The organism is Streptomyces sp. NPDC024555, assembly GCF_055559335.1.
Window position 1 is genome coordinate 395,826 of record NZ_JBVHKV010000001.1, and the last position, 14,142, is coordinate 409,967.

The 14,142-nt window shown below is 74.4% G+C and carries 10 protein-coding genes; 8 read left to right on the forward strand and 2 right to left on the reverse strand.

Translation table 11 applies throughout. The annotated features are described in order from the left end of the window. Positions 1 to 217: 217 nt before the first annotated feature. The 8 genes from ACZ4FH_RS01765 (at position 218) to ACZ4FH_RS01800 (ending at position 8,556) form a co-directional block, all read left to right on the forward strand. Positions 218 to 520 (forward strand): hypothetical protein, encoded by a 303-nt coding sequence (locus tag ACZ4FH_RS01765; protein ID WP_467301582.1) that lies wholly within the window; start codon positions 218 to 220, stop codon positions 518 to 520. 205 nt (positions 521 to 725) lie between these two features. Further along, positions 726 to 1,985 (forward strand): acyl-CoA dehydrogenase family protein, encoded by a 1,260-nt coding sequence (locus tag ACZ4FH_RS01770; protein ID WP_467301583.1) that lies wholly within the window; start codon positions 726 to 728, stop codon positions 1,983 to 1,985. Then, positions 1,982 to 2,968, forward strand: coding sequence for a bifunctional MaoC family dehydratase N-terminal/OB-fold nucleic acid binding domain-containing protein (locus ACZ4FH_RS01775; protein WP_467301584.1), 987 nt, complete (start codon positions 1,982 to 1,984; stop codon positions 2,966 to 2,968). The genes ACZ4FH_RS01770 and ACZ4FH_RS01775 overlap by 4 nt, the downstream gene beginning before the upstream one ends. Position 2,969: 1 nt before the next feature. Then, positions 2,970 to 4,154 carry an acyl-CoA dehydrogenase family protein gene (locus tag ACZ4FH_RS01780; RefSeq protein WP_467301585.1) on the forward strand — a complete coding sequence of 395 codons (1,185 nt, stop codon included), beginning with the start codon at positions 2,970 to 2,972 and terminating at the stop codon, positions 4,152 to 4,154. Next, entirely contained in the window at positions 4,151 to 4,555 is a 405-nt protein-coding gene (locus ACZ4FH_RS01785) for a MaoC/PaaZ C-terminal domain-containing protein (protein ID WP_467301586.1), read from the forward strand. The genes ACZ4FH_RS01780 and ACZ4FH_RS01785 overlap by 4 nt, the downstream gene beginning before the upstream one ends. After that, on the forward strand, positions 4,552 to 5,718 hold the full coding sequence (locus ACZ4FH_RS01790) for a lipid-transfer protein (protein ID WP_467301587.1): 1,167 nt from the start codon (positions 4,552 to 4,554) through the stop codon (positions 5,716 to 5,718). The genes ACZ4FH_RS01785 and ACZ4FH_RS01790 overlap by 4 nt, the downstream gene beginning before the upstream one ends. Before the next feature lie 413 nt (positions 5,719 to 6,131). Then, positions 6,132 to 6,629 carry a SigE family RNA polymerase sigma factor gene (locus ACZ4FH_RS01795; RefSeq protein ID WP_467301731.1) on the forward strand — a complete coding sequence of 166 codons (498 nt, stop codon included), beginning with the start codon at positions 6,132 to 6,134 and terminating at the stop codon, positions 6,627 to 6,629. Between the two features lie 277 nt (positions 6,630 to 6,906). After that, the gene (locus ACZ4FH_RS01800; protein WP_467301588.1) at positions 6,907 to 8,556 is read left to right on the forward strand and encodes a long-chain fatty acid--CoA ligase; all 1,650 of its coding nucleotides are present in this window, start codon (positions 6,907 to 6,909) and stop codon (positions 8,554 to 8,556) included. Positions 8,557 to 8,666: 110 nt separating this feature from the next. Here the strand turns inward: ACZ4FH_RS01800 and ACZ4FH_RS01805 are convergent, their stop codons facing one another. Together ACZ4FH_RS01805 and ACZ4FH_RS01810 are read right to left on the reverse strand one after the other, a co-directional pair. Beyond that, positions 8,667 to 13,352, reverse strand: coding sequence for a PAS domain-containing protein (locus ACZ4FH_RS01805; protein ID WP_467301589.1), 4,686 nt, complete (start codon positions 13,350 to 13,352; stop codon positions 8,667 to 8,669). 212 nt (positions 13,353 to 13,564) lie between these two features. Next, entirely contained in the window at positions 13,565 to 14,023 is a 459-nt protein-coding gene (locus ACZ4FH_RS01810) for an SSI family serine proteinase inhibitor (protein ID WP_467301590.1), read from the reverse strand. Positions 14,024 to 14,142: the final 119 nt, after the last annotated feature.

Here is a 14,142-nt window from a genome sequence, read left to right on the forward strand (position 1 = left end):
GCGGTGCACGGGGTCCGGGCGGGGGGTTCGGTGGTCCGGGAGCTTGTGACCTCTGAGGGTTTGGCGGCTCCTCCTCACGCTTGCGGGGGAATCGGGGAAGGCGCGTGGTTCGTCGGTACGGCCTTGGGCAGCACTGTTGTCGCGACGTCGCGACATCACCCGGGCGGTCGGCCAACTGGCCCGGGGCCAGCCTTACTTCCGGTCTCTGGAGGAAAACATGGCAAGCATCCGTACCGTTCGCGTCCTCGCCGCCGTGGCCGCGCTGCCGCTGGCCGCCGTGCTGCTCGGCGGTGTGGCCCAGGCCGACACCGGCGCGATCGCGAACGACGGATCCGACGCGGGGGTGGCCACGATCGGCAGCAGCGGCGACAACTTCGGGAACACGTCCACCTCGCAGCAGCAGGCCATCGGACTGGGCGCGTCGAACACGAGCAGCTCCGCGCAGGTGAACGGCTCCGCGTTCACCTGGATCGATCAGTCCGACCACAGTGTGACGGTGAACTTCACGCCTCTCTGGTGAGCCGCCGCCTGACGCGGCCCGGTCGGGGGGCCGGACCGCGGTCGGGGGAACAGGGTCCGCGCATCGCTGCTTCGGCGGCGGTGCGCGGATCCGTGTCCGGAGGGGCCGGCCCGCGGTTCGTACGTACTCCGCCTTGACGTCGACGAGAATCTGACGGACAGTCAGAAACCGTGATTCTCGTGTCCGTTCCCGGGAGGCAGTCGACGTGCACCTGGCCCCGACCGAACGCCAGCAGGCGCTTCGCGCCGAACTCCGCGCGTACTTCCGCGAGGTGATGCCGGGCCGCCGAGACGCGCCGCCCGGCGACGGTACGGCCCCCGGCGGCGAGACCGGAGGTGGAGCCTCGGGCCCGGCCCCGGTCCCCGCTCCAGGCCCCGGCCGCGCGGCGCCCGAGCGGGATCCCGAGGCCCAGCGGCGGCTGCTGCGCAGGATCGGTGCGGACGGGATGCTGGGGCTGGGCTGGCCCGTCGAGTACGGCGGCCAGGGCCGGGGCGCGGACGAGCAGTTCGTGTTCTTCGACGAGGCCTACCGGGCCGGTGCCCCCGTCTCCATGGTCACGCTCAACACCGTCGGCCCCACGCTGATGAAGTACGGCACCGAGGAGCAGAAGGCGTACTTTCTGCCGCGCATCCTCACCGGCGAGACGGTCTTCGCCATCGGCTACAGCGAACCGGAGGCCGGTACCGACCTCGCCGCGCTGCGTACCAGGGCCGTACGCGACGGAGACTCCTGGACCATCGACGGGCAGAAGATCTTCACCAGCAACGCGCAGAACGCGGACTGGATCTGGCTCGCCTGCCGCACCGATCCCGAGGCCCCCAAGCACCGCGGCATCTCGATCCTGCTCGTCCCGACCGACGCGCCCGGGTTCTCCTGGACCCCGATCGAGACCGTGGGCGGGCTCACCACCACCGCCACGTACTACGACGGCGTCCGCGTCCCGGCCACCGCGCTGGTCGGGGCCGAGAACGGCGGCTGGGGGCTGATCACCAACCAGCTGAACCACGAGCGCGTCGCCCTCGCCGCCATCGGCATGCAGGCCGAGGACGTCTACGCCGCGGCCCTCGCCTTCGCCCGCACCCCCGATCCGGCGACCGGTCGCCGCCCCGCCGACGAACCGTGGGTGCGTTCCCGGCTGGCCGAGGCGCACGCCCGGCTCGCGGCGACCCGGCTGCTCAACTGGCGGCTCGTGGGCGCCGTGGGCGCGGGCGCGCTGGCCCCGGGCGACGCGAGCGGCGTGAAGTTCGCCGGGACCGAGAGCGCCGTCGAGGTCTACCGGATGTGCCAGGAGATCACCGGCGACGCCGGTCTGGTCCGGGCCGGTTCGCCCGGTGTCTTCGGGGACGGGGAGCTGGAGCGGATGAACAGGGCGGCGCAGATCAACACCTTCGGTGGCGGCGTCAGCGAGGTGCAGCGCGAACTCGTCGCCACGATGCGGCTCGGGATGAAGGGCGGAAAGCGGTGACGGACGGTGCGCGGGGGCTGCCCCCGGCCGGTGGGGGCGGGCCCGGGGAGACGGACGAGCTGTACGTACGGCTCAAGGCGTACGAAGGGCGGCCCGCGGCCGAGGCCGGGGTCGGCAAGGACCCGGTCAACGAGCCGATGATCCGGCACTGGTGCGAGGCGATGGGGGACACGCACCCCGCGTACACGGGGCCGGACGCCGTCGCCCCGCCCGCCATGCTCCAGGCGTGGACGATGGGCGGGCTCTCGGGGCACACGGACCGCAGCGGCGCGTACGACGAACTCTTCGGGCTGCTCGACGGCGCTGGCTGCACCTCGGTGGTCGCGACCGACTGCGAGCAGGAGTATCTGCGTCCGCTGCGGCCCGGCGACGCGATCACCTTCGACGCGGTGATCGAGTCGGTGTCGGAGCGCAAGACGACCAAGCTCGGCACGGGGTACTTCGTCACCACGCGCATGGACGTCCGGGCCGGGGGCGAACTCGCCGGGACGCACCGCTTCCGCATCCTCAAGTACCGCCCGGCGAAACGGAACCCCGGACCTCGTTCCAAGCCCGCCCCGAAGGCGGTCCCGCAGCGCTCGCGCCCCGTGATCAACCGGGACAACGCCGGTTTCTGGGAGGGCGTCGCCGCCCACCGGCTGCTGATCCAGCGCTGCACGGCCTGCGAGACCCTGCGTTTCCCCTGGCTTCCGGGGTGCAACGCCTGCGGCGGGGCGGACTGGGACACGGTCGAGGCCTCGGGCGAGGGGACCGTCTTCAGCCATGTCGTCATGCACCATCCGCCCTTTCCCGCGTTCAGCGAGAACGGTGCGGGCGGACCGTACGCCGTGGCGCTGATCGAACTGGCCGAGGGCGTCCGGATCGTGAGCAATGTGGTGGGGGTGCCGTTCGACAAGGTGCGGGTGGGGATGGCGGTACGGCTGGAGTTCCTGCGTACGGACCCCGAGCTGGTGCTGCCGGTCTTCCGGGGGAGCGAGGGCTGACATGGACTTCACACCGAGCGAGGAACAGGCCGAGGCGCAGGGGCTCGCGGCCCGGATCCTCGGCGACCTGTCGACGCACGACCGGCTCGTCGCGGCCGGCACCGGCACGGACGCCGGGCTGTGGAAGGAGCTCTGCGCGGCCGGACTGCCCGCCGCCGTCGAGGAGACCGGGCTCCTCGGCCTGGTGCTGCTGCTGGAGGAGCAGGGCCGGACCACCGCTCAGGTGCCCCTGGCGTCGAGCGCGGTGTACGGGCTGCTCGCCGTCGCCCGGCACGGTACGGACGAGCAGCGCGCCCGGCTGCTGCCGCCGTTCCGCGACGGTACGGCGGTGGCGGCGGGCGCGTTCCCCGGCCGGGGCACCGTCCGGGCGGAGCGGGGCGGCCGGCTGAGCGGCACCGTCGCCGTGGTGCCCTGGCTGCGGGACGCCACGCACGTCCTGGTCGCCGACGCGGATCGGTCGTTGTGGTACGTCACGACGGCGGATCCCGGCGTGCTGACCGAGCCCGTCGAAACCACCGCGCCCTGGTCGGCCGGCCGGCTCGTGCTGTCCGGAGCGCCCGCGGAACGGCTGGGCGGACCGGGGGCGTACAAGGAGAAACCCGGCGGGCCGGGGGTGTCCGGGCAGGAGACCGGCGGACCGGGGGCGTCCGAGGAAGGCACCGGCGGGCCGGGGGCGTGCGGGGAGGGGACCGGCGGATCGGGGGCGTGCGCCGGGCCGACGGGAGGGCCGGGGGCGTACGAAGACGTCCTGGCCGTCGCCCGTACGGCGTTCGCGGGGCTTCAGGCGGGGGTGTGCGCCGGATCGCTGGCGCGTGCGATCGCGCATACCGCCGGCCGGCAGCAGTTCGGGCGCCCCCTCGACCACCGGCAGGCGGTCCTGCTCCGGGCGGCCGACGCGTACATGGACACCGAGGCGATCCGCGTCACGGCGTACGAGGCGGCCTGGCGCCACGACGAGGGGCTGCCGTACGCGGCGCAGGCGCTGACCGCCGCGTGGTGGGCCTCCGAGGCGGGGAAGCGGGTCGTCCACGCGGGCCAGCATCTGCACGGCGGTACGGGCGCCGACCTCGACCACCCCGTGCACCGGCACTTCCTCTGGGGACGCCAGCTCGACGCCCATCTGGGCTGCGGCAGCGAAGTGCTTCAGGAACTCGGCGAACTGCTGGTGAAGGAGGGACCGGAGTGAAGGCCGGTGACGTACTCGCCCCGCTGGAGATCGAGGTGACGCGCACCCTGATCGTGGCGGGCGCGCTCGCCTCCCGCGACTACCAGGACGTGCACCACGACGCGGAACTGGCCCGGGAGAAGGGCTCCCCGGACATCTTCATGAACATCCTGACGACGAACGGACTGGTCGGCCGGTACGTCACCGGCCACTTCGGCGCCTCGGCGGTCCTCCGCACGATTGCCATCCGGCTGGGCGCCCCCAACTACCCGGGCGACACCATGGTGCTCAGCGGCACCGTGACCGAGGTGGACGGCACCGGGACGACCGCCCGGGTGGCGGTCGTCGGCGTCAACGGGCTCGGCCGGCACGTCACCGGAACGGTGACGGTGAGCGTGGCCGCCCCGGAGGGATCCGTATGAGCGTGCGCAGGGCGGACTCGCTGGGCGGCCGGGCGGCCGTCGTCGGGATCGGAGCGACGGAGTTCTCCAAGGACTCCGGGCGCAGCGAACTCAAACTGGCCGTCGAGGCGGTGCACGCGGCGCTCGACGACGCGGGACTCGCCCCCGCCGACGTCGACGGGCTGGTCACCTTCACGATGGACACCAGCCCCGAGATCACCGTCGCGCAGGCGGCCGGCATCGGTGAGCTGTCGTTCTTCTCGCGCGTCCACTACGGCGGCGGCGCGGCCTGCGCCACGGTCCAGCAGGCGGCCCTCGCCGTCGCCTGCGGGGTGGCCGACGTGGTGGTCTGCTACCGCGCGTTCAACGAGCGCTCCGGGCGCCGCTTCGGCTCCGGGGTGCAGCACCGTGAGCCCACGGCCGAGGGGACGGCCCTCGGCTGGAACCTGCCCTTCGGACTGCTCACGCCCGCCTCCTGGGTGGCGATGGCGGCCCAGCGCTATCTGCACACGTACGGGCTGACGCCGGAGGCCTTCGGCCATGTCGCGGTCACCGACCGGCGGTACGCGGCGACCAACCCGGCGGCGTACTTCCACGGGAAGCCGATCACCCTCGCCGACCACGCCGCCTCCCGCTGGATCGTCGAGCCGCTGCGGCTGCTGGACTGCTGCCAGGAGACCGACGGCGGTCAGGCGATCGTCGTCACCAGCGCCGAGCGGGCCCGGGACCTGCGGCAGCCGCCCGCCCTAATCGTCGCGGCGGCGCAGGGGGCGGGGCGGGCCCAGGAGCAGATGACGAGCTTCTACCGGGACGGTCTGACCGGGCTGCCGGAGATGGGCGTCGTCGCCCGGCAACTGTGGCGGACCTCGGGGCTGGCGCCCGCCGATGTCGACGTGGCGATCCTTTACGACCATTTCACCCCGTTCGTCCTCATGCAGCTGGAGGAGTTCGGCTTCTGCGGGCCCGGGGAGGCGGCGGACTTCGTGGTCGAAGGCGCGGTGCCGCTGAACACGCACGGGGGGCAGCTCGGAGAGGCGTATCTGCACGGGATGAACGGCATCGCGGAGGCCGTCCGGCAGATCCGCGGGACCTCCGTCAACCAGATCGCCGGGGCCACGACGTCCCTGGTCACAGCCGGTACGGGGGTGCCGACCTCGGGTCTCGTCCTGGGCCGCGCGGGGTGAACGGGCGGGCGGCGCGGGGTCCGGGCCCGACCCTGAGGACCCGGGAACGACTCCTCCACCTACAGGAGGTGGACGTGGAGCCGGCTCTACACCCTGAGGCGGACGCGGTTTCGGGACCTGGGGCCGATCCCCCGGGCCGCGCCCGCTCCTAGCGTGGAGCCATGACCACGCCAGTCTGCACGGGCGCCTCCAGGGGAGCCGTCGTCACCGCCCCGGACACGTCGTCCGGTCCGGGCGCGCCGTCGCACTCCGGACGCGCGTCCCGCGCGTCGTACGCCGTGCCGCGCACCCCGGCGGCCTCCCGTGCCCCGGCCGCTTCCCGTACGTCCGCAGCCGCTTCCCGTACGTCCCCGGCCGCCGCTCGTACGTCCGCGGCCGTCTCCCGTACCTCAGCGGCCTCCCATGCCTCGTACGTGCCGTACCCGTCGTTCACGTCGTTCGTGAAGGCGCGCGGGCCGGTGCTGCTGCGGGCCGCGCGCTCGCTGACGGCCAACCCCAGCGATGCCGAGGACCTGCTGCAGACCGCGCTGACGAAGACGTACGTCGCCTGGGAGCGGATCGAGGACCACCGGGCGCTCGACGGCTACGTCCGCCGGGCCCTGCTGAACACCCGGACCTCGCAGTGGCGCAAGCGGAAGGTCGACGAGTTCGCCTGCGACGAGCTGCCCGAGCAGGAGTCCGTGCCCGGCCCGGACCCCGCCGAGCAGCAGTCGCTCCACGACGCCATGTGGCGGGCGGTGCTGAAGCTGCCCGACCGCCAGCGGGCCATGGTCGTCCTGCGGTACTACGAGGATCTGAGCGAGGCGCAGACCGCCGAGGTGCTCGGGGTCTCCATCGGCACGGTCAAGAGCGCGGTCTCCCGGGCGCTGGGCAAGCTGCGGCAGGATCCGGAACTGACCCCGGTCCGCTGAGAGGTGCTGCCCGGCGGCCCGCGGGTGCGCGTGGCCTGATCGGCTGAGCGGGCGCGGGCGGGCTCCCGGACGGGGGCGGACGACCGGGGGTCCGGCGTCGGTGATCACGTCGTCGCTGGTCACCGTGTGTGCCGGAGCCGGGTCGCCCAGGTGTCCGCGCGTGGTGAATTCGTCGGCCGAGACCGATTCGTAGGCCCGGGAGTAGTGACATACCGCGTGGTATGTGCGCAGAATCAGCGGAACCCTACTGCCGCGTAGCGCCCACCGGGAGGACGCCGTGCTCAGCACCATGCAGGACGTACCGCTGACTGTCACCCGCATCCTGACGCACGGGATGACGATTCACGGGAAGTCGCAGGTCACGACCTGGACCGGCGAGTCCGAGCCGCAGCGCCGCAGCTTCGCCGAGATCGGCCGGCGCGCCACGCAGCTCGCCCACGCCCTGCGCGACGAGCTGGGCATCGACGGCGACCAGCGGGTCGCCACCCTCATGTGGAACAACGCGGAGCACGTGGAGGCGTACCTCGCCATCCCGTCCATGGGCGCCGTGCTCCACACCCTGAACCTCCGGCTCCCGGCCGAGCAGCTCGTCTGGGTGGTCAACCACGCCGACGACAAGGCCGTCATCGTCAACGGCTCCCTGCTGCCGCTGGTCGCGCCGCTGCTCCCCCAGCTGACCTCGCTGGAGCACCTGGTCGTGACGGGCCCCGGCGACCGTTCCGTGCTGGAGGGCGCCCCGGTGCGGGTGCACGAGTACGAGGAGCTGATCGCCGGCCGGCCGGCCGTCTTCGACTGGCCCGAGCTGGACGAGCGCCAGGCCGCGGCCATGTGCTACACCTCCGGCACCACCGGGGACCCCAAGGGCGTCGTCTACTCCCACCGCTCCGTCTACCTGCACTCCATGCAGGTCAACATGAGCGAGTCGATGGGCCTCACGGACAAGGACACGACCCTGGTCGTCGTCCCGCAGTTCCACGTGAACGCCTGGGGCCTGCCGCACGCCACGTTCATGTCCGGCGTCAACATGCTCATGCCGGACCGTTTCCTCCAGCCCGCCCCGCTCGCCGACATGATCGAGCGCGAGCGCCCGACCCACGCCGCGGCCGTCCCGACGATCTGGCAGGGGCTGCTCGCCGAGGTCACCGCCCGCCCCCGCGACCTCACCTCGATGGCCAACGTCACCATCGGCGGCGCCGCCTGCCCGCCCTCCCTCATGGAGGCGTACGACCGGCTGGGCGTCCGCCTCTGCCACGCCTGGGGCATGACGGAGACGTCCCCGCTGGGCACGATGGCCAACCCGCCGGCCGGTCTGAGCGCGGAGGAGGAGTGGCCGTACCGCATCACGCAGGGCCGCTTCCCGGCCGGTGTCGAGGCGCGGCTGGTCGGTCCGGGCGGCGAGCACCTGCCGTGGGACAACGAGTCGGCCGGTGAGCTGGAGGTGCGCGGTCCCTGGATCGCCGGCGCCTACTACGGCGGGGCGGACGGCGAGGCGCTGCGGCCCGAGGACAAGTTCAGCGAGGACGGCTGGCTGAAGACCGGTGACGTCGGCGTCATCAGCGAGGACGGCTTCCTCACCCTGACCGACCGGGCCAAGGACGTCATCAAGTCCGGCGGCGAATGGATCTCCAGCGTCGAACTGGAGAACGCCCTGATGGCCCACCCGGACGTGGCCGAGGCCGCCGTCGTCGCCGTCCCGGACGAGAAGTGGGGCGAGCGCCCGCTGGCCACCGTCGTGCTCAAGGACGGCGCGAGTGCCGACTACGAGGCGTTGAAGGCGTTCCTCGCCGAGTCCGGCATCGCGAAGTGGCAGCTCCCCGAGCGCTGGTCCGTCATCCCGTCCGTCCCCAAGACGAGCGTCGGCAAGTTCGACAAGAAGGTGATCCGCAAGCAGTACGCGGCGGGCGAGCTGGACATCACCCAGCTCTGATCCGGTCGGATACGCAGACGACGAGGGCGGTACGGGAGTTCCCGTACCGCCCTCGTGCGTGCGTGCGGGCCTTCGGCCCCGGGCCGCCCGTGCCCGTCAGTTCGTGCCCGTCAGTTCGTGCCGATCTTCGCGAGCAGGTCGACGATGCGGGACTGCACCTCGTCGCTCGTGGAGCGCTCCGCGAGGAAGAGGACGGACTCGCCGGAGCCGAGCCCGGCCAGTTCGGCGTGGTTCATGTCGGCCGAGGTGTAGACGACCAGCGGGGTGCGGTTGAGCCGGCCGTTGGCGCGCAGCCAGTCGACGATCCCGGCCCGGCGGCGGCGCACCTGCATCAGGTCCATCACCACCAGGTTCGGCCGCATCCGGGTGGCGAGCGAGACGGCCTCGCTGTCCGTGGCCGCGCAGGCGACCTGCATGCCCCGGCGTTCCAGGGTCTGCGTCAGGGCGAACGCGATGTCCTCGTGCTCCTCGATCAGCAGCACCCGGGGCGGGTGCTGCTCGCTGTCGCGCGGGGCGAGGGCCTTGAGCAGGACGGCGGGGTCGGCGCCGTACGCCGCGTCCCGCGAGGCCTGTCCGAGACCGGCCGTCACCAGGACGGGCACCTCGGCGGCCACCGCGGCCTGGCGCAGCGACTGGAGCGCCTTGCGGGTGATGGGGCCGGTCAGCGGGTCGACGAAGAGCGCGGCGGGGAACGCGGCGATCTGCGCGTCCACCTCCTCGCGGGAGTGGACGATCACCGGACGGTAGCCGCGGTCGCTCAGCGCCTGCTGGGTGGAGACGTCCGGCGCGGGCCAGACGAGCAGCCGGCGCGGGTTGTCCAGCGGCTCCGGGGGCAGCTCGTCGTCCACGGGCTGCGGCAGCGGCCGGTTGGCGACCTCGACGGCGCCACCGGGGCCGTCCAGCGGCTCGGGGCCCTCGGCGGCGTCCTCGTCGGGCGCGCCGATCGCGTACGCGCGCCCCTCGGGCGAGGATGCGGCGATCAGCTGGCCCGAACCGGGTCCGTGGACCGTGCCACCGGCGGCTGCGGGGCCGGCCGGCTGCGGGGCGGACGGTGCGGGCGGGGACGGCGGGGCGGGAGCGGCCGCCGGGGGCAGCGCGACCCGGTCGTCCTCGGGCGGCGCGGCGAGCTTGCGGCGCCGGCCGGCACCTCCGGCGCTGCCGCCACCGAGCGTCTGGTTCTGCTGGTGCGCGAGGTGCTGGGCGAACGGGACGCCCTGGCCCAGGGTGCGCACGCTGAACGCCCGTCCCTGCGTCGAGTCGGACCCGGGCATCGGGGCCTCGGCGGGCAGCGGCTGCCGCCGCGCGTCCGGCCCGGGGGCGAGCCGGCGCACCCGGGGGGCGTCGGGACCGGCGGCCTCTGCGGTCTCGGCTGTCTCCGCGGTCTCGGCGGGGACGCCCGTGGGTGTCGTCCCGGTGGTGTGCGTGGTCGGTCCGGCCACGGGCGGCACCGGCCCGTCCCCGGGCTCGTCCGCGTCCCAGCCGCCGGACCCGGTGGCCGGGAGCGGCTGCGCGGCCTCGTCGAACGAAGCGTCGAACGAGGCGTCGGAGGGGTCCTCGAACGATTCGTCGGAGGAGGCGTCGAAGGAGTCGTCCGGCCGGCCCGGCACGGGCAGCGCGAACGGGGCGTCCTGGTGGGGCGCGTCGGCCGGACGCGCACGACGGCGCCCGGTCGGGAGCGGATGGGCCTGCGGCGGGGTGTGGTCCAGGTCCGGCGCACCGGTCACCGCGTCATGGCGGCCGGGCGGCGAATCGGCCGCCTCGGGCGCGTCCGGCGTCCGGTCCGCGTCGGCCGGCGGCAGCGCGAACGGAACCCGAGGCCCCGCCTCCGCCTGCGCGGCCCGGTCCTGGGCCGCCGCGAGCGCCCGCCGGGCACGCCGGCCGGTCGGCTGGGGAGCGGAACCGGACGGGGACGCCGGTGTGTGGGGCGCGTGCGCCGCGTTCCCCGGAGCGGCGGCGTCCGCGGGCGCCGGGGCGTGAGCCGGGGCGGCCCCGTCCTGCCGGGGCGCCTGGGAGGGCGCCGGAGCGTGCGGCGGCCGGCCGGGTGCGCCGGTGGGCCCCTGGGGGCCGGCAAGGCCCTGCGGTCCCACGAGCTGAGGTCCCGTGGCCTGCGGCCCGACGGGCTGAGGTCCTGAGGTCTGCGGTCCCGTGGGCTGCGGTCCCGTGGACGCGTGCGAGGCGGCGGGCAGCGCGAGCCGGCTCTCGGCATTCCGGTGCATACCGGCGGAGACCGGCACCGGAGCCTCGGCGGGTGCGCCCTGCTGCGGCACCACCGGCCCCAGCTCGGGCACCGCGTGGGCCGGGACGCCCTGACCGAGGTCGGGCACGCCGTGGTCGGAGGCGTCCTGGGAGGGGGCGCTCTGGGAGACGCCGCTCTGGGACGGGGAGAGCTGGGCCGGAGCGTGCTGGGCCGGGGAGTGCTGGGCCGGGACGTTCCGGCCGGGCATGGGCTGCGGGGGCGTGGGCCGGCCGGGGACGCCGTGCGCGGGCGCGTGTTCACCGGGCAGGCCGTGCGGAGGCACGTTCTGCCCCGGCACGCCGTGCGGCGGGGCCGCGGGGCCGAGCTGCGGGCGTCCGGTGCCGTCGGCCTGGGGGGCCGGGCCGGCCCCGGTGTCCTCGGAGGAGGCGGAGGCGGAGGACGAAGAGGGCGGGGCGGCGGGCAGGGCGAGGGCCTGGCCCTGGGCCCCGGCCACGTTCTGCTCACCGGTCTCCGCCGGGCTGGGCCGCCCGCGCCGGCGCCCGGAGCCCTGGCCCTGCTGGGCCGGGACGAGTCCGTGCGGTGCCGGGAGGTTCTGCGGCCCCGTGTCGGAGGGAACACCGCCCTCGGGACCGACGGTGGCCGCCGCACCGGTGCCGGTCGCCGGCACGCCCCCGCTCTCGTCCCCGGCGGCCGCCGCACGGCGCGCGCGCCGGCGCCCGGTGGGTTCGGCCGCCCCCGGCTCGCCCGTACCGTCGGAACCGCCCATGGGGCTCTCCAGGAACGCGTCCGTCGAGGACCGGAGCGCGCGGCGGCGCCCCCGCCCCGGCTCGGGCGCCGGGGCGTCCCCGGGCACGCCGGAGTGCGCCTCGGACTCGGGAGCCTGCGGAACCACGGGCTGCTCGGCGGGAGCGGGCGGCGGGACGGTGCCCGTACCCGCGCCGAGCGGCACTTCGAGGACGTACGCGCTGCCGCTCATCCCCGGCATCTCGTGCGTCTGGAGCACACCGCCGTGCGCCCGCACGATCCCGCTCACGATCGGGACGTGCACGGGGTCGCCGCCCGGGAACGGGCCGCGCACCTCGATGCGGACGACGTCACCGCGCTGCGCGGCCGCGACGACGACGGTCATGTCCACGTATCCGCCGCCCGGGACGAGCCGGGTCTTGCCGGTCGAGTCGACCCCGGCGACATCCGCGACCAGGTGCGCGAGCGCGGTCACCAGCCGGGCCGGATCGACCTCCGCCTCGATCGGCGGCGCGTGCACGGCGAACTGGGCCCGGCCGGGCCCGATCAGCTCGACGGCGGCGTCGATACCGGCGGTCACGATGCCGTCGAGCAGCACGTTCGTCTTGACGAGGGTCTCGGCGCCGCTGTCCAGCCGCTGGTAGCCGAGGACGTTGTCGATGAGGGTCGTCATCCGGGCGTAGCCGGCGGCGAGGTGGTGCAGTATCTGGTTGGCCTCGGGCCACAGCTGGCCGGCCGGGTCGGCGGCGAGCGTGGACAGCTCGCCGCGCAGCTCCTCCAGCGGGCCGCGCAGCGATTCGCCGAGCACGGCGGTGAGCTGGGTGTGGCGGGCGGACAGCTCCGTCAGCCGCTCGGTCAGCTCCTCGCGCTCGGCGGAGTGGCGCTCGGTGCGGTCGGCGAGTTCGGTGGCGTGCGCCTCCGTCAGGGAGGCCACCTCGGCGGTGTGCGCCTCCGTGAGCCCGGCGATCTCGGCGGTGTGGCCGGCGGTCAGCTCGGCGACCTCGGCCGTGTGACGCGCGTCAAGTTCTTCGTAGGGCCGCCGGTCGGTGAACGTCATGACGGCGCCGACCAGCTGGTCACCGTCGCGCACCGGCGCGGTGGTGAGGTCGACGGGCACCTGCGTGCCGCTCTTGGACCACAGGACCTGCCCGCGCACCCGGTGCTTGCGCCCGGACCGGAGCGTGTCGGCGAGCGGCGACTCCTCGTACGGGAACGGCTCGCCCTCCGCCCGCGAGTGCAGGATCAGCGGGTGCAGCTCCTGGCCGCCGAGGTCGCTGGCGCGGAAGCCGAGGATCTGCGCGGCGGCGGGGTTGACCAGGACGACCCGGCCGTCCGTGTCCGTACCGACGACGCCCTCGGCCGCGGCCCGCAGGATCATCTCGGTCTGCCGCTGCGAGCGGGCCAGCTCGGCCTCGGTGTCGACGGTGCCGGAGAGGTCGCGCACGACGAGCATCAGCAGCTCGTCGCCGGTGTAGCTGCCGCCGTACGGGCCCTGGGCGCCCTGGACGTCGTTGTACGCCGCCTGCCCGTCCTCCAGGCTGGCGCTCGTCACCTCGACCGGGTACTCGTTGCCGTCGGTCCGCCGCGCCGTCATCCGCGTGGGCTTCGTACGGCCCCGCTCGTCCGCCGCGTCGGGCCGCCGCATCGACCCGGGGATCAGCTTGGAGTCGAACTCCGGCAGCAGATCGAGCAGGCCGCGCCCGACGAGGGCGGTGCCCGGAGTCTCGAACATCTCCAGGGCGATGGTGTTGGCGTTGACGACCGTTCCGTTGCAGTTGACGAGCAGGAGCCCGTCCGGAAGAGCATCGAGTATGGCTGCGAGGCGAGCAGCGCCTCGGGATGGCCTGCTGCTCACGACGACGCTTCCTCCCTGATTACTGCACCTTGCGGACAGCGGGCCCCATCTTGCCCCTCGGGCCGCACACTGTCACTGGAGGAGTCTAAAGGCAGGGGAGGCGCAAGAGGCGGCGGATGAGGGGGAGCTCTCACCAAGGTTCTGTGCGCACGGTGTACGACCCGGCCCCCGCCGCCCCCTCCCGGCCGCCCCGGAACGGGTTCCGTCGCAGGTCAGCGTACGTTCGGCAGCACCGGCCTCAGGTTGTTCCAGCGCCCCATCTCGCACCCGTTCGTCCGGTCGAACGCGGAGTCGACGCGTCGCCCCCGCCACGTACCGGTGACCCGCGCGGTGGCGGATCCGCCGTACTGCTGCGTGCACATCGCCCCCCTCGGCACCGGCGCGAACGGGTCCCCGCCCTCCTCCGCCAGCTGCCCCAGCCGCTCGCACGCCTGCCGCGCCGCCGGATGGCTGCCCCCGGCCGGCTCGCACTCCAGCTCGTACTTGCCGTCGGCCGCCGGGTCCCCCGACCCCGACACGACGACCGTCAACCGCGTGCCCCCGTCGTCCCCCTGCAGAACGGGCAGCCCCAGCGGCAACGGCAGCGGCCCTGCCGCAGCCACCGCCCCGGGCGCGGCGGCCGACAGCGCGGCCAGCGACACGACGGCGGTGAGAGCGAGACGACGCATCATTGCGGGCTCCTGTGATCGAGCGTGCCACCGGCTCCCCGGCGGCACGGAACAGCGAGGGCGGACGCCCCCCTCCTCCTAACGCTCCGCCCGCCCCGGCGTTGCGCACCCCAGGCGCTTTG

Excerpts from the sequence above, each read along its gene's own strand:
- ACZ4FH_RS01810 (WP_467301590.1), bottom strand. The coding sequence starts at position 14,023 with ATGATGCGTCGTCTCGCTCTCACCGCCGTCGTGTCGCTGGCCGCGCTG.
- ACZ4FH_RS01765 (WP_467301582.1), top strand. The coding sequence starts at position 218 with ATGGCAAGCATCCGTACCGTTCGCGTCCTCGCCGCCGTGGCCGCGCTG.
- ACZ4FH_RS01790 (WP_467301587.1), top strand. The coding sequence starts at position 4,552 with ATGAGCGTGCGCAGGGCGGACTCGCTGGGCGGCCGGGCGGCCGTCGTC.
- ACZ4FH_RS01780 (WP_467301585.1), top strand. The coding sequence starts at position 2,970 with ATGGACTTCACACCGAGCGAGGAACAGGCCGAGGCGCAGGGGCTCGCG.